Origin of the sequence: Streptococcus pyogenes, assembly GCF_002055535.1 — a bacterium.
GTDB lineage: Bacteria > Bacillota > Bacilli > Lactobacillales > Streptococcaceae > Streptococcus > Streptococcus pyogenes.
The window spans coordinates 18419-36586 of sequence record NZ_LN831034.1; the positions used below are offsets into that span (position 1 = coordinate 18419).

Genomic DNA, 18168 nt, shown 5'->3' on the forward strand with positions numbered 1-18168 from the left:
TTTTGAGAGGTCTTGTGGGGCCTTAGCTCAGCTGGGAGAGCGCCTGCTTTGCACGCAGGAGGTCAGCGGTTCGATCCCGCTAGGCTCCATCAGGATACAATCCTACTAAACTTAATACAAGTGAAGTTGAACACGCAACTCACTTCCTAGGAAAATGGACAATCTTCCCTTGTGTGCAAGGCCCACATGGTCAGATTCCTAATTTTCTACAGAAGTTTCGCTAAAGCGAGCGTTGCTTAGTATCCTATATAATAGTCCATTGAAAATTGAATATCTATATCAAATTCCACGATCTAGAAATAGATTGTAGAAAAGTAACAAGAAAATAAACCGAAAACGCTGTGACTATTTAATAAGTTTTCTAGTTTAAAAAAACTAGGTTAATAAGGTTAAGTTAATAAGGGCGCACGGTGGATGCCTTGGCACTAGAAGCCGAAGAAGGACGTGACAAACGACGAAATGCTTTGGGGAGCTGTAAGTAAGCGCTGATCCAGAGATGTCCGAATGGGGGAACCCACTAACTAATGGTTAGTATCCATAACTGTTAAGGTTATGAGAAGGAAGACGCAGTGAACTGAAACATCTAAGTAGCTGCAGGAAGAGAAAGCAAACGCGATTGCCTTAGTAGCGGCGAGCGAAACGGCAGGAGGGCAAACCGAAGTGTTTACACTTCGGGGTTGTAGGACTGCGACGTGGGACTTTAAAAGGATAGAAGAATTACCTGGGAAGGTAAGCCAAAGAGAGTAAAAGCCTCGTATTTAAAATTCTTTTGAGCCCTAGCAGTATCCTGAGTACGGCGAGACACGTGAAATCTCGTTGGAATCTGGGAGGACCATCTCCCAACCCTAAATACTCTCTAGTGACCGATAGTGAACCAGTACCGTGAGGGAAAGGTGAAAAGCACCCCGGGAGGGGAGTGAAATAGAACCTGAAACCGTGTGCCTACAACAAGTTCGAGCCCGTTAATGGGTGAGAGCGTGCCTTTTGTAGAATGAACCGGCGAGTTACGATATGATGCGAGGTTAAGTTGAAGAGACGGAGCCGTAGGGAAACCGAGTCTTAATAGGGCGATTTAGTATCATGTTGTAGACCCGAAACCATGTGACCTACCCATGAGCAGGTTGAAGGTGAGGTAAAACTCACTGGAGGACCGAACCAGGGCACGTTGAAAAGTGCTTGGATGACTTGTGGGTAGCGGAGAAATTCCAAACGAACTTGGAGATAGCTGGTTCTCTCCGAAATAGCTTTAGGGCTAGCGTCGATGTTAAGTCTCTTGGAGGTAGAGCACTGTTTGGGTGAGGGGTCCATCTCGGATTACCAATCTCAGATAAACTCCGAATGCCAACGAGATATCATCGGCAGTCAGACTGCGAGTGCTAAGATCCGTAGTCGAAAGGGAAACAGCCCAGACCACCAGCTAAGGTCCCAAAATAACTGTTAAGTGGAAAAGGATGTGGGGTTGCACAGACAACTAGGATGTTAGCTTAGAAGCAGCTATTCATTCAAAGAGTGCGTAATAGCTCACTAGTCGAGTGACCCTGCGCCGAAAATGTACCGGGGCTAAAACAGTTTACCGAAGCTGTGGATGACACAAAAGTGTCATGGTAGGAGAGCGTTCTATGTGTGAAGAAGGTGTACCGTGAGGAGCGCTGGAACGCATAGAAGTGAGAATGCCGGTATGAGTAGCGAAAGACAGGTGAGAATCCTGTCCACCGTAAGACTAAGGTTTCCAGGGGAAGGCTCGTCCGCCCTGGGTTAGTCGGGACCTAAGGAGAGACCGAAAGGTGTATCCGATGGCCAACAGGTTGATATTCCTGTACTAGAGTATATAGTGATGGAGGGACGCAGTAGGCTAACTAAACCGGACGATTGGAAGAGTCCGGCTAAGCAGTGAGGTGTAAGATGAGTCAAATGCTTATCTTTATAACATTGAGCTGTGATGGGGAGCGAATTTTAGTAGCGAAGTTAGTGATGTCACACTGCCAAGAAAAGCTTCTAGCGTTTAATGATACTCTACCCGTACCGCAAACCGACACAGGTAGTCGAGGCGAGTAGCCTCAGGTGATCGAGAGAACTCTCGTTAAGGAACTCGGCAAAATGACCCCGTAACTTCGGGAGAAGGGGTGCTGACTTAGGTCAGCCGCAGTGAATAGGCCCAAGCAACTGTTTATCAAAAACACAGCTCTCTGCTAAATCGTAAGATGATGTATAGGGGGTGACGCCTGCCCGGTGCTGGAAGGTTAAGAGGAGGGTTTAGCGCAAGCGAAGATCTGAATTGAAGCCCCAGTAAACGGCGGCCGTAACTATAACGGTCCTAAGGTAGCGAAATTCCTTGTCGGGTAAGTTCCGACCCGCACGAAAGGCGTAATGATTTGGGCACTGTCTCAACGAGAGACTCGGTGAAATTTTAGTACCTGTGAAGATGCAGGTTACCCGCGACAGGACGGAAAGACCCCATGGAGCTTTACTGCAGTTTGATATTGAGTATCTGTACCACATGTACAGGATAGGTAGGAGCCATTGACTTCGGGACGCCAGTTTCGAATGAGGCGTTGTTGGGATACTACCCTTGTGTTATGGCTACTCTAACCCAGATAGGTTATCCCTATCGGAGACAGTGTCTGACGGGCAGTTTGACTGGGGCGGTCGCCTCCTAAAGAGTAACGGAGGCGCCCAAAGGTTCCCTCAGATTGGTTGGAAATCAATCGCAGAGTGTAAAGGTATAAGGGAGCTTGACTGCGAGAGCTACAACTCGAGCAGGGACGAAAGTCGGGCTTAGTGATCCGGTGGTACCGAATGGAAGGGCCATCGCTCAACGGATAAAAGCTACCCTGGGGATAACAGGCTTATCTCCCCCAAGAGTTCACATCGACGGGGAGGTTTGGCACCTCGATGTCGGCTCGTCGCATCCTGGGGCTGTAGTCGGTCCCAAGGGTTGGGCTGTTCGCCCATTAAAGCGGCACGCGAGCTGGGTTCAGAACGTCGTGAGACAGTTCGGTCCCTATCCGTCGCGGGCGTAGGAAATTTGAGAGGATCTGCTCCTAGTACGAGAGGACCAGAGTGGACTTACCGCTGGTGTACCAGTTGTCTTGCCAAAGGCATCGCTGGGTAGCTATGTAGGGAAGGGATAAGCGCTGAAAGCATCTAAGTGCGAAGCCCCCCTCAAGATGAGATTTCCCATGATTTTATATCAGTAAGAGCCCTGAGAGATGATCAGGTAGATAGGTTAGGAGTGTAAGTGTAGCGATACATGTAGCGGACTAATACTAATAGCTCGAGGACTTATCCAAAAAGAAATATTGACAACGTTACGGATTCTTGTTAGACTATAGATATTCAATTTTGAGTGGGTTATGAAAATAGCACATTTACAAGTTAAGTGACGATAGCCTAGGAGATACACCTGTACCCATGCCGAACACAGCAGTTAAGCCCTAGAACGCCTGATGTAGTTGGGGGTTGCCCCCTGTGAGATAAGGTAGTCGCTTAGCTTAATGACACACTCAATGGGAGTTTAGCTCAGCTGGGAGAGCATCTGCCTTACAAGCAGAGGGTCAGCGGTTCGATCCCGTTAACTCCCATAGTATTGGAAAATACAGGTCCCGTAGTGTAGCGGTTATCACGTCGCCCTGTCACGGCGAAGATCGCGGGTTCGATTCCCGTCGGGACCGTTCAAAGAGTAGTCATATTTTTTGAAGGAAAGACTCGTTAGCTCAGTTGGTAGAGCAATTGACTTTTAATCAATGGGTCACTGGTTCGAGCCCAGTACGGGTCATAAAAGCGGGTTTGGCGGAATTGGCAGACGCACCAGATTTAGGATCTGGCGCTTAACGGCGTGGGGGTTCAAGTCCCTTAACCCGCATAAAAGATTAGCCGGCTTAGCTCAGTTGGTAGAGCATCTGATTTGTAATCAGAGGGTCGCGTGTTCAAGTCATGTAGCCGGCATTGAGATTAGTTGCGAACGTAGTTCAGTGGTAGAACATCACCTTGCCAAGGTGGGGGTCGCGGGTTCGAATCCCGTCGTTCGCTTTTGAGGAGCCGGGGTGGCGGAACTGGCAGACGCACAGGACTTAAAATCCTGCGATGGTTTACATCGTACCGGTTCGATTCCGGTCCTCGGCATTAATTTTTTGAAATAGCACCCTTAGCTCAACTGGATAGAGTACCTGACTACGAATCAGGCGGTTAGAGGTTCGACTCCTCTAGGGTGCATCAGTTCGGGAAGTAGCTCAGCTTGGTAGAGTACTTGGTTTGGGACCAAGGTGTCGCAGGTTCGAATCCTGTCTTCCCGATTAGAAGACCTTTGAGAACTGAATAAGACGAACCAAACGTGAGGGTGATATGGAGACATATTACCCGTCAAGAAACGAGAAATAAATCTGTCAGCGACAGAAGGAACGAGTAAGTTCAAACGCAAATTAAAGAGAGTTTGATCCTGGCTCAGGACGAACGCTGGCGGCGTGCCTAATACATGCAAGTAGAACGCTGAGAACTGGTGCTTGCACCGGTTCAAGGAGTTGCGAACGGGTGAGTAACGCGTAGGTAACCTACCTCATAGCGGGGGATAACTATTGGAAACGATAGCTAATACCGCATAAGAGAGACTAACGCATGTTAGTAATTTAAAAGGGGCAATTGCTCCACTATGAGATGGACCTGCGTTGTATTAGCTAGTTGGTGAGGTAAAGGCTCACCAAGGCGACGATACATAGCCGACCTGAGAGGGTGATCGGCCACACTGGGACTGAGACACGGCCCAGACTCCTACGGGAGGCAGCAGTAGGGAATCTTCGGCAATGGGGGCAACCCTGACCGAGCAACGCCGCGTGAGTGAAGAAGGTTTTCGGATCGTAAAGCTCTGTTGTTAGAGAAGAATGATGGTGGGAGTGGAAAATCCACCAAGTGACGGTAACTAACCAGAAAGGGACGGCTAACTACGTGCCAGCAGCCGCGGTAATACGTAGGTCCCGAGCGTTGTCCGGATTTATTGGGCGTAAAGCGAGCGCAGGCGGTTTTTTAAGTCTGAAGTTAAAGGCATTGGCTCAACCAATGTACGCTTTGGAAACTGGAGAACTTGAGTGCAGAAGGGGAGAGTGGAATTCCATGTGTAGCGGTGAAATGCGTAGATATATGGAGGAACACCGGTGGCGAAAGCGGCTCTCTGGTCTGTAACTGACGCTGAGGCTCGAAAGCGTGGGGAGCAAACAGGATTAGATACCCTGGTAGTCCACGCCGTAAACGATGAGTGCTAGGTGTTAGGCCCTTTCCGGGGCTTAGTGCCGGAGCTAACGCATTAAGCACTCCGCCTGGGGAGTACGACCGCAAGGTTGAAACTCAAAGGAATTGACGGGGGCCCGCACAAGCGGTGGAGCATGTGGTTTAATTCGAAGCAACGCGAAGAACCTTACCAGGTCTTGACATCCCGATGCCCGCTCTAGAGATAGAGTTTTACTTCGGTACATCGGTGACAGGTGGTGCATGGTTGTCGTCAGCTCGTGTCGTGAGATGTTGGGTTAAGTCCCGCAACGAGCGCAACCCCTATTGTTAGTTGCCATCATTAAGTTGGGCACTCTAGCGAGACTGCCGGTAATAAACCGGAGGAAGGTGGGGATGACGTCAAATCATCATGCCCCTTATGACCTGGGCTACACACGTGCTACAATGGTTGGTACAACGAGTCGCAAGCCGGTGACGGCAAGCTAATCTCTTAAAGCCAATCTCAGTTCGGATTGTAGGCTGCAACTCGCCTACATGAAGTCGGAATCGCTAGTAATCGCGGATCAGCACGCCGCGGTGAATACGTTCCCGGGCCTTGTACACACCGCCCGTCACACCACGAGAGTTTGTAACACCCGAAGTCGGTGAGGTAACCTATTAGGAGCCAGCCGCCTAAGGTGGGATAGATGATTGGGGTGAAGTCGTAACAAGGTAGCCGTATCGGAAGGTGCGGCTGGATCACCTCCTTTCTAAGGAAATGGAACACGTTTATCGTCTTATTTAGTTTTGAGAGGTCTTGTGGGGCCTTAGCTCAGCTGGGAGAGCGCCTGCTTTGCACGCAGGAGGTCAGCGGTTCGATCCCGCTAGGCTCCATCAGGATACAATCCTACTAAACTTAATACAAGTGAAGTTGAACACGCAACTCACTTCCTAGGAAAATGGACAATCTTCCCTTGTGTGCAAGGCCCACATGGTCAGATTCCTAATTTTCTACAGAAGTTTCGCTAAAGCGAGCGTTGCTTAGTATCCTATATAATAGTCCATTGAAAATTGAATATCTATATCAAATTCCACGATCTAGAAATAGATTGTAGAAAAGTAACAAGAAAATAAACCGAAAACGCTGTGACTATTTAATAAGTTTTCTAGTTTAAAAAAACTAGGTTAATAAGGTTAAGTTAATAAGGGCGCACGGTGGATGCCTTGGCACTAGAAGCCGAAGAAGGACGTGACAAACGACGAAATGCTTTGGGGAGCTGTAAGTAAGCGCTGATCCAGAGATGTCCGAATGGGGGAACCCACTAACTAATGGTTAGTATCCATAACTGTTAAGGTTATGAGAAGGAAGACGCAGTGAACTGAAACATCTAAGTAGCTGCAGGAAGAGAAAGCAAACGCGATTGCCTTAGTAGCGGCGAGCGAAACGGCAGGAGGGCAAACCGAAGTGTTTACACTTCGGGGTTGTAGGACTGCGACGTGGGACTTTAAAAGGATAGAAGAATTACCTGGGAAGGTAAGCCAAAGAGAGTAAAAGCCTCGTATTTAAAATTCTTTTGAGCCCTAGCAGTATCCTGAGTACGGCGAGACACGTGAAATCTCGTTGGAATCTGGGAGGACCATCTCCCAACCCTAAATACTCTCTAGTGACCGATAGTGAACCAGTACCGTGAGGGAAAGGTGAAAAGCACCCCGGGAGGGGAGTGAAATAGAACCTGAAACCGTGTGCCTACAACAAGTTCGAGCCCGTTAATGGGTGAGAGCGTGCCTTTTGTAGAATGAACCGGCGAGTTACGATATGATGCGAGGTTAAGTTGAAGAGACGGAGCCGTAGGGAAACCGAGTCTTAATAGGGCGATTTAGTATCATGTTGTAGACCCGAAACCATGTGACCTACCCATGAGCAGGTTGAAGGTGAGGTAAAACTCACTGGAGGACCGAACCAGGGCACGTTGAAAAGTGCTTGGATGACTTGTGGGTAGCGGAGAAATTCCAAACGAACTTGGAGATAGCTGGTTCTCTCCGAAATAGCTTTAGGGCTAGCGTCGATGTTAAGTCTCTTGGAGGTAGAGCACTGTTTGGGTGAGGGGTCCATCTCGGATTACCAATCTCAGATAAACTCCGAATGCCAACGAGATATCATCGGCAGTCAGACTGCGAGTGCTAAGATCCGTAGTCGAAAGGGAAACAGCCCAGACCACCAGCTAAGGTCCCAAAATAACTGTTAAGTGGAAAAGGATGTGGGGTTGCACAGACAACTAGGATGTTAGCTTAGAAGCAGCTATTCATTCAAAGAGTGCGTAATAGCTCACTAGTCGAGTGACCCTGCGCCGAAAATGTACCGGGGCTAAAACAGTTTACCGAAGCTGTGGATGACACAAAAGTGTCATGGTAGGAGAGCGTTCTATGTGTGAAGAAGGTGTACCGTGAGGAGCGCTGGAACGCATAGAAGTGAGAATGCCGGTATGAGTAGCGAAAGACAGGTGAGAATCCTGTCCACCGTAAGACTAAGGTTTCCAGGGGAAGGCTCGTCCGCCCTGGGTTAGTCGGGACCTAAGGAGAGACCGAAAGGTGTATCCGATGGCCAACAGGTTGATATTCCTGTACTAGAGTATATAGTGATGGAGGGACGCAGTAGGCTAACTAAACCGGACGATTGGAAGAGTCCGGCTAAGCAGTGAGGTGTAAGATGAGTCAAATGCTTATCTTTATAACATTGAGCTGTGATGGGGAGCGAATTTTAGTAGCGAAGTTAGTGATGTCACACTGCCAAGAAAAGCTTCTAGCGTTTAATGATACTCTACCCGTACCGCAAACCGACACAGGTAGTCGAGGCGAGTAGCCTCAGGTGATCGAGAGAACTCTCGTTAAGGAACTCGGCAAAATGACCCCGTAACTTCGGGAGAAGGGGTGCTGACTTAGGTCAGCCGCAGTGAATAGGCCCAAGCAACTGTTTATCAAAAACACAGCTCTCTGCTAAATCGTAAGATGATGTATAGGGGGTGACGCCTGCCCGGTGCTGGAAGGTTAAGAGGAGGGTTTAGCGCAAGCGAAGATCTGAATTGAAGCCCCAGTAAACGGCGGCCGTAACTATAACGGTCCTAAGGTAGCGAAATTCCTTGTCGGGTAAGTTCCGACCCGCACGAAAGGCGTAATGATTTGGGCACTGTCTCAACGAGAGACTCGGTGAAATTTTAGTACCTGTGAAGATGCAGGTTACCCGCGACAGGACGGAAAGACCCCATGGAGCTTTACTGCAGTTTGATATTGAGTATCTGTACCACATGTACAGGATAGGTAGGAGCCATTGACTTCGGGACGCCAGTTTCGAATGAGGCGTTGTTGGGATACTACCCTTGTGTTATGGCTACTCTAACCCAGATAGGTTATCCCTATCGGAGACAGTGTCTGACGGGCAGTTTGACTGGGGCGGTCGCCTCCTAAAGAGTAACGGAGGCGCCCAAAGGTTCCCTCAGATTGGTTGGAAATCAATCGCAGAGTGTAAAGGTATAAGGGAGCTTGACTGCGAGAGCTACAACTCGAGCAGGGACGAAAGTCGGGCTTAGTGATCCGGTGGTACCGAATGGAAGGGCCATCGCTCAACGGATAAAAGCTACCCTGGGGATAACAGGCTTATCTCCCCCAAGAGTTCACATCGACGGGGAGGTTTGGCACCTCGATGTCGGCTCGTCGCATCCTGGGGCTGTAGTCGGTCCCAAGGGTTGGGCTGTTCGCCCATTAAAGCGGCACGCGAGCTGGGTTCAGAACGTCGTGAGACAGTTCGGTCCCTATCCGTCGCGGGCGTAGGAAATTTGAGAGGATCTGCTCCTAGTACGAGAGGACCAGAGTGGACTTACCGCTGGTGTACCAGTTGTCTTGCCAAAGGCATCGCTGGGTAGCTATGTAGGGAAGGGATAAGCGCTGAAAGCATCTAAGTGCGAAGCCCCCCTCAAGATGAGATTTCCCATGATTTTATATCAGTAAGAGCCCTGAGAGATGATCAGGTAGATAGGTTAGGAGTGTAAGTGTAGCGATACATGTAGCGGACTAATACTAATAGCTCGAGGACTTATCCAAAAAGAAATATTGACAACGTTACGGATTCTTGTTAGACTATAGATATTCAATTTTGAGTGGGTTATGAAAATAGCACATTTACAAGTTAAGTGACGATAGCCTAGGAGATACACCTGTACCCATGCCGAACACAGCAGTTAAGCCCTAGAACGCCTGATGTAGTTGGGGGTTGCCCCCTGTGAGATAAGGTAGTCGCTTAGCTTAATGACACACTCAATGGGAGTTTAGCTCAGCTGGGAGAGCATCTGCCTTACAAGCAGAGGGTCAGCGGTTCGATCCCGTTAACTCCCATAGTATTGGAAAATACAGGTCCCGTAGTGTAGCGGTTATCACGTCGCCCTGTCACGGCGAAGATCGCGGGTTCGATTCCCGTCGGGACCGTTCAAAGAGTAGTCATATTTTTTGAAGGAAAGACTCGTTAGCTCAGTTGGTAGAGCAATTGACTTTTAATCAATGGGTCACTGGTTCGAGCCCAGTACGGGTCATAAAAGCGGGTTTGGCGGAATTGGCAGACGCACCAGATTTAGGATCTGGCGCTTAACGGCGTGGGGGTTCAAGTCCCTTAACCCGCATAAAAGATTAGCCGGCTTAGCTCAGTTGGTAGAGCATCTGATTTGTAATCAGAGGGTCGCGTGTTCAAGTCATGTAGCCGGCATTGAGATTAGTTGCGAACGTAGTTCAGTGGTAGAACATCACCTTGCCAAGGTGGGGGTCGCGGGTTCGAATCCCGTCGTTCGCTTTTGAGGAGCCGGGGTGGCGGAACTGGCAGACGCACAGGACTTAAAATCCTGCGATGGTTTACATCGTACCGGTTCGATTCCGGTCCTCGGCATTAATTTTTTGAAATAGCACCCTTAGCTCAACTGGATAGAGTACCTGACTACGAATCAGGCGGTTAGAGGTTCGACTCCTCTAGGGTGCATCAGTTCGGGAAGTAGCTCAGCTTGGTAGAGTACTTGGTTTGGGACCAAGGTGTCGCAGGTTCGAATCCTGTCTTCCCGATTAATGGCGGTGTAGCTCAGCTGGCTAGAGCGTCCGGTTCATACCCGGGAGGTCGGGGGTTCGATCCCCTTCGCCGCTATTATTTTTATGGATGACTTGGGACCTTTAGCTCAACTGGTTAGAGCACTCGGCTCATAACCGAGCGGTCGTAGGTTCGAGTCCTACAAGGTCCATATCATAGATAATCATTATTTTGGAGGATTACCCAAGTCCGGCTGAAGGGAACGGTCTTGAAAACCGTCAGGCGTGTAAAAGCGTGCGTGGGTTCGAATCCCACATCCTCCTTTTAACTATCGCGGGATGGAGCAGTTAGGTAGCTCGTCGGGCTCATAACCCGAAGGTCGTAGGTTCAAATCCTGCTCCCGCAATACATAAGTATGTAGTTGTTGGCTCGGTAGCTCAGTTGGTAGAGCAATGGATTGAAGCTCCATGTGTCGGCGGTTCGATTCCGTCTCGCGCCATGTTATCATATTGCGGGTGTAGTTTAGTGGTAAAACTACAGCCTTCCAAGCTGTTGTCGCGAGTTCGATTCTCGTCACCCGCTTTATAGTTTTCCCAAGCTATATCAATAAAAGCTTGGGCGCGTAGCTCAGGTGGTTAGAGCGCACGCCTGATAAGCGTGAGGTCGGTGGTTCGAGTCCACTCGTGCCCATATATATTTGGAGAATTACTCAAGAGGCTGAAGAGGACGGTTTGCTAAATCGTTAGGTCGGGTAACTGGCGCAAGGGTTCGAATCCCTTATTCTCCGTTTTGTAAACATATTAATGGATGAATTGTAAATAAAGGGGAAAGAAGACGGTTATCGTCTTTTTTTGTAATCTTCAAAACCAACTAAATAGAATATTTAAATTGTTCATTATTTCGATAACTAAAATGATAGGCTCTTTGACTACTGTAGAGGAGTAAAACATTTAACTTCATGGCTTTGATAAGGTTGTTGACTGTTTCTAATTTGGCCTTAGAGTAGTTGAGTTTAAGTATATTGCTAATCTTGTTCTTTTCTTTTAGAAAAATTTTAAAAATTGTCTGAAAAATGGGAAGAGCAAGAGTTGATAGAGTTAGGAATAATTATTGAAATTCAGAGATCTTGTGAGTAAGAGCTTTTCTTTTCTAGATGTTAGTTATGGGCGTACGAAAAATTGGGCAATAAAGCTATTATTGATGAGCTTCCATGAATCATGCTGTATGAGTTTTCAGTAAAGTTTGAGAGTTCTATACGCGATAGGTTTTATAGCAGAAGTATTTATGATTCGGATACGAAAGCGAGTTATAGCTTGTCTAAGACGTTGGGGGATATGAAAACAATCGAGGATAATTTTAGCCTGTAGAAAAAGCATAGTAATCTCATAGTAGTGGGCACTGAGTATGCCTATGGTAATAACTTTGACATGCCTTCTAACCTGTCTGGTATAATGAAAGAGATGATTATGAATGTTTTTTGCGTCCCCAGCATTTACATAATTTAAAACCGTGATGCTAAGGTTTTAGATTCCTAATGAAATTATACTATAATCGGATTATTCTATATGAGTCTTTCTGAAATGATAGTTTGGTCGCTTTTCATTATAGATCGTCATATGGAACTTTTTATATATGTTTAAAAAGACTCTATAATCTTTGAGGTGGATTTACCTACTACAGAAAGTATAGAATTAAAAGTTGTGAAAGTTTGCGAGTCTTTATGAATTGTGATTGAGTGATGGAATACTAAGATTTATAGATGACCAGTTTTCGATAGTTAGCTTATAAAAAAACAAGGTCTGACTATACTTATATTAATAATGATAAGGTCAAAAAAGATGTCTAATATTCTAATTGGAAAATGGAAAGGCATAAACTGATAATAGAAAATGTCACTATTGTGGATAATATTTTAGGCGAAAAGAAGTTATTAACCTGTGGATAAGTAACTAAAAATTCATTCTAAGAAGGATAAGGTGTCTGAGTGAAGATAAACAATTTTGTATTACTTATAGCGTTATTAAGATATAATATTCAAACTTTTTGTGTAATTTTATACAATTTTATGTATTTAAATTGATTTTACTGTATTCTATTTTAAATGAAAGATATATCTTTTTGGCTGCTTTACTTTTATAAGATAATCCCTAAAATATTTTTATTGTTTATTACATATAACTGTAACAATTGCGTAATATTAAATACTTTTTTTTTTGGTAAAATATAAGATGTCTTATCGAAAAGGAGTAGTTTTTTTATTATGAAAAAAAGAATTTTATCAGCAGTTCTTGTAAGTGGTGTTACCCTCGGAGCAGCTACAACTGTAGGAGCGGAGGATTTAAGTACTAAGATTGCTAAGCAAGATTCTATTATCTCAAATCTGACTACAGAGCAAAAAGCTGCACAGAATCAAGTTTCAGCGTTACAGGCTCAAGTAAGTTCACTACAATCTGAACAAGATAAACTGACCGCAAGAAATACAGAACTTGAGGCGCTTTCAAAGCGATTTGAGCAAGAAATTAAGGCTCTAACAAGTCAAATTGTTGCTCGTAATGAAAAATTAAAAAATCAAGCTCGTAGTGCTTATAAAAACAATGAAACTTCTGGTTATATTAATGCACTTTTGAATTCTAAATCAATTTCTGATGTTGTAAACCGTTTAGTAGCAATTAATAGAGCTGTCTCTGCTAACGCTAAATTGTTAGAACAACAAAAAGCTGATAAAGTTTCCCTTGAAGAAAAGCAAGCTGCTAACCAAACAGCTATTAATACCATTGCCGCTAATATGGCAATGGCTGAAGAAAACCAAAATACATTACGTACTCAACAAGCTAATTTGGTAGCTGCAACTGCAAATTTAGCTCTCCAATTAGCATCTGCTACTGAAGATAAAGCTAATTTGGTAGCTCAAAAAGAAGCTGCAGAAAAAGCTGCTGCTGAAGCCTTAGCACAAGAACAGGCTGCTAAAGTTAAGGCACAAGAACAGGCTGCACAACAAGCAGCATCTGTTGAAGCAGCAAAATCTGCTATTACTCCAGCACCACAAGCTACTCCGGCAGCGCAAAGTAGTAATGCTATTGAACCAGCTGCACTCACGGCTCCGGCAGCTCCTTCTGCAGGACCACAAACATCATATGATTCTTCTAATACTTATCCAGTTGGACAATGCACATGGGGAGCTAAATCTTTAGCTCCTTGGGCAGGAAATAATTGGGGAAATGGTGGTCAATGGGCTTATAGTGCTCAAGCAGCTGGTTATCGTACTGGTTCAACGCCGATGGTAGGTGCGATTGCCGTTTGGAACGATGGTGGTTATGGACATGTCGCCGTTGTAGTTGAGGTTCAAAGTGCCTCAAGTATTCGTGTGATGGAGTCTAACTACAGTGGTAGACAGTACATTGCTGACCACCGTGGCTGGTTTAATCCAACAGGTGTTACATTTATTTATCCACACTAACATATTATTTAGGTTAGAACAGTTGTTCTAACCTTTTTGATTACTCCTATTGTGGAATAGTTCTGAGAGTATTGACGATATAGTTAATTTATAAGAGAGTTGTTTGGCCAATCGCTTATGTATAATATAAGAGAAGTATATAAAGTCGATAAAAGGTATATTTAATACATTCTTTAACGGTTTTTCAATTTCATTTGATAATTCACTTGAAAAGCGTTAAAATGGTATAGGATTAAAACTTTGGAGGAAAAAATGTCTTATTCTGATTTAAAATTGTTTGCTTTATCGTCAAACAAGGAATTAGCAGAAAAAGTTGCGTCTGCAATGGGTATTCAACTTGGAAAGTCTACGGTTCGCCAGTTTTCAGATGGTGAAATCCAAGTAAATATTGAAGAATCAATTCGTGGTCATCATGTCTTTATTTTGCAATCAACTAGCTCACCTGTCAATGATAATTTAATGGAAATTTTGATTATGGTCGATGCTTTAAAGCGTGCTAGTGCTGAAAAAATTTCAGTTGTGATGCCTTACTACGGCTATGCACGCCAAGACCGTAAAGCGCGTTCTCGTGAACCTATTACTTCAAAATTAGTTGCTAATATGTTAGAAGTTGCTGGTGTAGATCGCTTATTAACGGTTGATTTACATGCTGCTCAAATTCAAGGGTTCTTTGATATTCCAGTTGATCACTTGATGGGTGCACCTTTAATTGCAGACTATTTTGATCGTCATGGTTTAGTGGGTGAAGATGTTGTCGTTGTTAGTCCTGACCATGGTGGTGTGACTCGTGCGCGTAAATTAGCACAATTCCTCCAAACACCAATTGCAATTATCGATAAGCGTCGTAGTGTGGATAAGATGAACACCAGTGAAGTGATGAATATTATCGGAAATGTTTCGGGGAAGAAATGTATCTTGATTGACGATATGATTGATACCGCAGGGACTATTTGCCATGCAGCAGATGCGCTTGCTGAAGCGGGGGCAACAGCTGTGTATGCGTCATGTACGCATCCCGTTCTTTCTGGACCAGCACTTGATAATATTCAACGTTCGGCTATCGAAAAACTAATTGTTCTTGATACTATTTATCTGCCAAAAGAACGCCTTATTGATAAAATTGAACAAATTTCAATTGCTGATTTGGTTGCAGAAGCGATTATTCGTATTCATGAAAAACGTCCGTTGTCACCTTTATTTGAGATGGGCAATTAAACTTAACGAAGCCTGAGATAATAGATCTCGGGCTTTTTGACTTGAATAAAATGTAAGGGTAATGTGGTATTAATTATTGTGGGATGAACTATGCAATTCTAAAGGATTTTGGGTATAATAAGAAAGATAACAACAGTTTATTGTAAACTAAGATAAAAGGTAAGAGAAAAATACGACGAGGTAATATGCAACTAACAGAATCACTAGGCATCGTTCTTTTTAATAGGAATTATCGAGAAGATGATAAATTAGTCAAAATATTTACTGAAGTAGCAGGTAAGCAGATGTTTTTCGTGAAACATATTAGTCGTTCCAAAATGTCCTCAATCATTCAACCACTAACGATTGCTGATTTTATTTTCAAGTTAAATGATACAGGCTTGTCTTATGTTGTTGACTATAGTAACGTTAACACTTATCGGTATATTAATAATGATATTTTTCGATTAGCCTATGCTAGTTATGTCTTAGCATTAGCTGATGCTGCGATTGCAGATAATGAATCAGATTCGCATTTGTTTACGTTTTTGAAAAAAACACTTGATTTGATGGAAGAGGGCCTAGATTATGAAATTTTGACAAATATTTTTGAAATTCAGATATTAGATCGTTTTGGTATTAGTCTAAACTTTCATGAGTGTGCCATTTGTCATCGCACTGATTTACCGCTTGATTTTTCCCATCGTTTTTCAGCTGTACTTTGTTCTGAACATTATTACAAAGACAACCGACGTAATCATTTAGATCCAAATGTTATCTACTTGTTGAGTCGATTTCAAAAAATCACATTTGATGATTTGAGAACTATTTCATTGAATAAAGACATCAAAAAGAAGCTTCGTCAGTTCATTGATGAGTTGTATCACGACTATGTAGGAATCAAATTAAAAAGTAAAACATTCATTGATAATTTAGTTAAGTGGGGAGATATTATGAAATGATAGGGTCTCTTTCGTTTATGGGAATTGGTTTCAGAATATGCTATAATAAAAATATTATTAATAGATTGTGTAAGAACACAAGATATAATTAAAGGAGTGGAAATGAAGAGAATTGCAATAGATGCTATGGGTGGAGATAACGCTCCTAAAGCTATTGTTGAGGGTGTTAATCAAGCAATAGAAGCATTTTCAGATATCGAAATTCAACTTTACGGTGATCAGACAAAGATTAACTCCTATCTTATTCAATCAGATCGTGTTGCTATTATTCATACAGATGAAAAAATTATGTCAGATGATGAACCTGCAAAAGCTGTTCGCCGTAAAAAGAAGGCTTCAATGGTTTTAGCAGCTAAGGCAGTGAAAGAAGGAAAAGCAGATGCCATTATTTCAGCAGGGAATACAGGTGCTCTTTTAGCTGTAGGTTTGTTTGTTGTGGGGCGTATCAAGGGAGTTGATCGTCCAGGATTATTATCAACTATTCCCACAGTAACCGGATTAGGATTTGATATGTTGGATCTTGGAGCTAATGCTGAAAATACGGCAAAACATTTACATCAATATGCTATTTTAGGCTCTTTCTATGCTAAGAATGTACGTGGGATTGCTAATCCACGTGTTGGTCTATTAAACAATGGTACAGAAGAAACAAAAGGAGATCCCCTTCGTAAGGCCACTTATGAACTTTTAACAGCAGATAATACAATATCTTTTGTTGGTAATGTCGAGGCGCGAGAACTTATGTCAGGTGTTGCAGATGTTATTGTATCAGATGGTTTCACGGGAAACGCAGTGTTGAAATCAATAGAAGGAACAGCTATTAGCATTATGGGGCAACTGAAACAGATAATTAATAGCGGCGGTATTAAGACTAAAATTGGAGCTAGTCTACTTAAAAGTAGTCTTTACGAGATGAAGAAGACTCTTGACTACTCTAGTGCTGGAGGTGCAGTTTTATTTGGTTTAAAGGCACCTGTTGTAAAGTCTCATGGTTCTAGTGATGTAAAAGCTATTTTTTCAACGATAAAACAAGTACGTACGATGCTAGACACTAACGTGGTCGGACAATTAGTAGAAGAATTTGCTAAGGAGACTCAAGTAAATGACTAGACAGGAGATTTTTGAAAGGCTGATTAACTTAATTCAGAAGCAAAGAAGCTATTTGAGTGTAGCTATTACAGAACAAACACATTTAAAAAATGATTTAGCGGTTGACTCTATTGAACTAGTTGAATTTATTATTAATGTTGAAGATGAATTTCATATTGCTATTCCTGATGAAGATGTTGAGGATATGGTATTTATGAGAGACATTTTAGATTATTTAGTTCAGCGTTTGACTTAGTTAGAATAATAAAAAGAGCGTAAGCTCTTTTTATTATTCTTTAAAAACGAACCTTTTTTTAAAAAAACTTATAAACGTAAATAATATCTTGAATATTTTTATAGAGTATGTTACTCTTAAATGAAAACAGAAAGAAAGGCGAATAATCAAGTGACTAACCAGCTTATTTATAAAGGAAAAGCGAAAGATATTTATAGTACAAAAGATGAAAATGTGATTAGAACGGTCTATAAAGACCAAGCTACTATGTTGAATGGAGCTCGTAAGGAGACTATTGATGGCAAGGGAGCACTAAATAATCAGATTTCATCTCTTATTTTTGAGAAATTAAATAAGGCTGGTGTGGTGACACATTATATTGAGCAAATTTCAAAAAACGAACAATTGAATAAAAAAGTTGATATTATTCCACTTGAGGTGGTGTTACGGAATGTGACAGCAGGCTCATTTTCAAAACGTTTTGGAGTGGAAGAAGGACATGTTCTTGAAACGCCAATTGTGGAATTTTACTACAAAAATGATGATCTGGATGATCCTTTTATCAATGATGAGCATGTGAAGTTTTTGGGTATTGTTAATGATGAGGAGATTGCTTATCTGAAAGGAGAGACTCGCCGTATTAATGAACTCTTGAAAGGTTGGTTTGCTCAGATTGGGCTTAACTTGATTGACTTCAAGTTGGAGTTCGGATTTGATCAAGAAGGTACAATTATCTTAGCAGATGAATTTTCGCCTGATAACTGTCGCCTATGGGATAAGAATGGTAACCATATGGACAAGGATGTTTTTAGAAGAGACCTTGGCAACCTGACGGATGTCTATCAAGTTGTACTTGAGAAGTTGATAGCATTGTAACTAGAAGAGGAAGGAATTGAATCCGTTCGGGAAACTCCGAAAAAAAGATGGAACTTACTGAAATCTCAATTTCAGATGTCCTCCTATTTTCCAGTCGCTC

The 18168-nt window shown here is 43.4% G+C and carries 7 protein-coding genes, 28 tRNA genes, 5 rRNA genes and 1 pseudogene; 39 read left to right on the top strand and 2 right to left on the bottom strand.

Annotated features, from left to right (window positions below):
• Nucleotides 1-16 precede the first annotated feature (16 nt).
• The 33 genes from B6D67_RS00075 to B6D67_RS00235 all read left to right on the top strand — a co-directional run bounded on the left by B6D67_RS00075 (nucleotide 17) and on the right by B6D67_RS00235 (nucleotide 11042).
• Nucleotides 17-89 (top strand) — tRNA-Ala (locus B6D67_RS00075).
• Between the two features lie 298 nt (nucleotides 90-387).
• A 23S ribosomal RNA gene (locus B6D67_RS00080) occupies nucleotides 388-3290 on the top strand.
• 85 nt (nucleotides 3291-3375) lie between these two features.
• Nucleotides 3376-3491, top strand: a 5S ribosomal RNA gene (gene rrf, locus B6D67_RS00085).
• Between the two features lie 17 nt (nucleotides 3492-3508).
• Nucleotides 3509-3581: transfer RNA gene (locus B6D67_RS00090), tRNA-Val, on the top strand.
• A 17-nt stretch (nucleotides 3582-3598) separates the two neighbouring features.
• Nucleotides 3599-3671, top strand: a tRNA-Asp gene (locus tag B6D67_RS00095).
• 31 nt (nucleotides 3672-3702) lie between these two features.
• Nucleotides 3703-3775: transfer RNA gene (locus B6D67_RS00100), tRNA-Lys, on the top strand.
• A 5-nt stretch (nucleotides 3776-3780) separates the two neighbouring features.
• Nucleotides 3781-3862, top strand: a tRNA-Leu gene (locus B6D67_RS00105).
• A gap of 10 nt (nucleotides 3863-3872) precedes the next feature.
• Nucleotides 3873-3945, top strand: a tRNA-Thr gene (locus B6D67_RS00110).
• Between the two features lie 12 nt (nucleotides 3946-3957).
• Nucleotides 3958-4029: transfer RNA gene (locus tag B6D67_RS00115), tRNA-Gly, on the top strand.
• Between the two features lie 8 nt (nucleotides 4030-4037).
• Nucleotides 4038-4122 (top strand) — tRNA-Leu (locus B6D67_RS00120).
• A 16-nt stretch (nucleotides 4123-4138) separates the two neighbouring features.
• Nucleotides 4139-4212: transfer RNA gene (locus B6D67_RS00125), tRNA-Arg, on the top strand.
• A gap of 6 nt (nucleotides 4213-4218) precedes the next feature.
• Nucleotides 4219-4292, top strand: a tRNA-Pro gene (locus B6D67_RS00130).
• 125 nt (nucleotides 4293-4417) lie between these two features.
• Nucleotides 4418-5966: ribosomal RNA gene (locus tag B6D67_RS00135) — 16S ribosomal RNA — on the top strand.
• A 51-nt stretch (nucleotides 5967-6017) separates the two neighbouring features.
• Nucleotides 6018-6090 (top strand) — tRNA-Ala (locus B6D67_RS00140).
• 298 nt (nucleotides 6091-6388) lie between these two features.
• Nucleotides 6389-9291: ribosomal RNA gene (locus tag B6D67_RS00145) — 23S ribosomal RNA — on the top strand.
• A gap of 85 nt (nucleotides 9292-9376) precedes the next feature.
• Nucleotides 9377-9492, top strand: a 5S ribosomal RNA gene (gene rrf / locus B6D67_RS00150).
• Together the 16S, 23S and 5S rRNA genes with 28 tRNA genes alongside form the textbook arrangement of a ribosomal RNA operon.
• Nucleotides 9493-9509: 17 nt before the next feature.
• Nucleotides 9510-9582 (top strand) — tRNA-Val (locus B6D67_RS00155).
• Between the two features lie 17 nt (nucleotides 9583-9599).
• A tRNA-Asp gene (locus tag B6D67_RS00160) sits at nucleotides 9600-9672 on the top strand.
• Between the two features lie 31 nt (nucleotides 9673-9703).
• Nucleotides 9704-9776 (top strand) — tRNA-Lys (locus B6D67_RS00165).
• 5 nt (nucleotides 9777-9781) lie between these two features.
• Nucleotides 9782-9863 (top strand) — tRNA-Leu (locus B6D67_RS00170).
• Between the two features lie 10 nt (nucleotides 9864-9873).
• Nucleotides 9874-9946 (top strand) — tRNA-Thr (locus B6D67_RS00175).
• Nucleotides 9947-9958: 12 nt separating this feature from the next.
• A tRNA-Gly gene (locus B6D67_RS00180) sits at nucleotides 9959-10030 on the top strand.
• Nucleotides 10031-10038: 8 nt separating this feature from the next.
• Nucleotides 10039-10123, top strand: a tRNA-Leu gene (locus tag B6D67_RS00185).
• Between the two features lie 16 nt (nucleotides 10124-10139).
• Nucleotides 10140-10213 (top strand) — tRNA-Arg (locus B6D67_RS00190).
• A 6-nt stretch (nucleotides 10214-10219) separates the two neighbouring features.
• Nucleotides 10220-10293, top strand: a tRNA-Pro gene (locus B6D67_RS00195).
• A gap of 5 nt (nucleotides 10294-10298) precedes the next feature.
• Nucleotides 10299-10372: transfer RNA gene (locus B6D67_RS00200), tRNA-Met, on the top strand.
• Between the two features lie 20 nt (nucleotides 10373-10392).
• Nucleotides 10393-10466, top strand: a tRNA-Ile gene (locus B6D67_RS00205).
• A gap of 22 nt (nucleotides 10467-10488) precedes the next feature.
• Nucleotides 10489-10578 (top strand) — tRNA-Ser (locus B6D67_RS00210).
• A gap of 9 nt (nucleotides 10579-10587) precedes the next feature.
• Nucleotides 10588-10661, top strand: a tRNA-Met gene (locus B6D67_RS00215).
• Nucleotides 10662-10681: 20 nt separating this feature from the next.
• Nucleotides 10682-10754 (top strand) — tRNA-Phe (locus tag B6D67_RS00220).
• 12 nt (nucleotides 10755-10766) lie between these two features.
• Nucleotides 10767-10837 (top strand) — tRNA-Gly (locus B6D67_RS00225).
• Between the two features lie 34 nt (nucleotides 10838-10871).
• Nucleotides 10872-10945, top strand: a tRNA-Ile gene (locus B6D67_RS00230).
• Between the two features lie 9 nt (nucleotides 10946-10954).
• Nucleotides 10955-11042: transfer RNA gene (locus tag B6D67_RS00235), tRNA-Ser, on the top strand.
• A gap of 83 nt (nucleotides 11043-11125) precedes the next feature.
• On the opposite strand, the pseudogene B6D67_RS10590 reads toward B6D67_RS00235, so the two are convergent.
• Nucleotides 11126-11332: pseudogene (locus B6D67_RS10590) on the bottom strand (hypothetical protein); the annotation flags it as partial.
• Nucleotides 11333-11487: 155 nt separating this feature from the next.
• Nucleotides 11488-11769 carry a transposase gene (locus B6D67_RS10595; protein WP_111689438.1) on the bottom strand — a complete coding sequence of 94 codons (282 nt, stop codon included), beginning with the start codon at nucleotides 11767-11769 and terminating at the stop codon, nucleotides 11488-11490.
• 746 nt (nucleotides 11770-12515) lie between these two features.
• On the opposite strand from B6D67_RS10595, the gene pcsB reads away from it, so the two are divergent.
• The 6 genes from pcsB to purC all read left to right on the top strand — a co-directional run bounded on the left by pcsB (nucleotide 12516) and on the right by purC (nucleotide 18068).
• A complete protein-coding gene (gene pcsB / locus B6D67_RS00240) occupies nucleotides 12516-13712 on the top strand; it encodes a peptidoglycan hydrolase PcsB (protein ID WP_010921769.1) in 1197 nt (398 codons plus the stop codon).
• A 252-nt stretch (nucleotides 13713-13964) separates the two neighbouring features.
• The gene (locus B6D67_RS00245) at nucleotides 13965-14927 is read left to right on the top strand and encodes a ribose-phosphate diphosphokinase (protein ID WP_002986722.1); all 963 of its coding nucleotides are present in this window, start codon (nucleotides 13965-13967) and stop codon (nucleotides 14925-14927) included.
• Nucleotides 14928-15112: 185 nt separating this feature from the next.
• Nucleotides 15113-15868 (top strand): DNA repair protein RecO, encoded by a 756-nt coding sequence (gene recO / locus B6D67_RS00250; RefSeq protein WP_002986719.1) that lies wholly within the window; start codon nucleotides 15113-15115, stop codon nucleotides 15866-15868.
• A gap of 102 nt (nucleotides 15869-15970) precedes the next feature.
• The gene (plsX, locus tag B6D67_RS00255; protein WP_002987696.1) at nucleotides 15971-16978 is read left to right on the top strand and encodes a phosphate acyltransferase PlsX; all 1008 of its coding nucleotides are present in this window, start codon (nucleotides 15971-15973) and stop codon (nucleotides 16976-16978) included.
• Nucleotides 16971-17213, top strand: a complete 243-nt coding sequence (locus tag B6D67_RS00260; RefSeq protein ID WP_010921770.1) for a phosphopantetheine-binding protein — start codon at nucleotides 16971-16973, stop codon at nucleotides 17211-17213. The genes plsX and B6D67_RS00260 overlap by 8 nt, the downstream gene beginning before the upstream one ends.
• Before the next feature lie 150 nt (nucleotides 17214-17363).
• Nucleotides 17364-18068, top strand: a complete 705-nt coding sequence (gene purC, locus B6D67_RS00265; protein WP_015055882.1) for a phosphoribosylaminoimidazolesuccinocarboxamide synthase — start codon at nucleotides 17364-17366, stop codon at nucleotides 18066-18068.
• Nucleotides 18069-18168 lie beyond the last annotated feature (100 nt).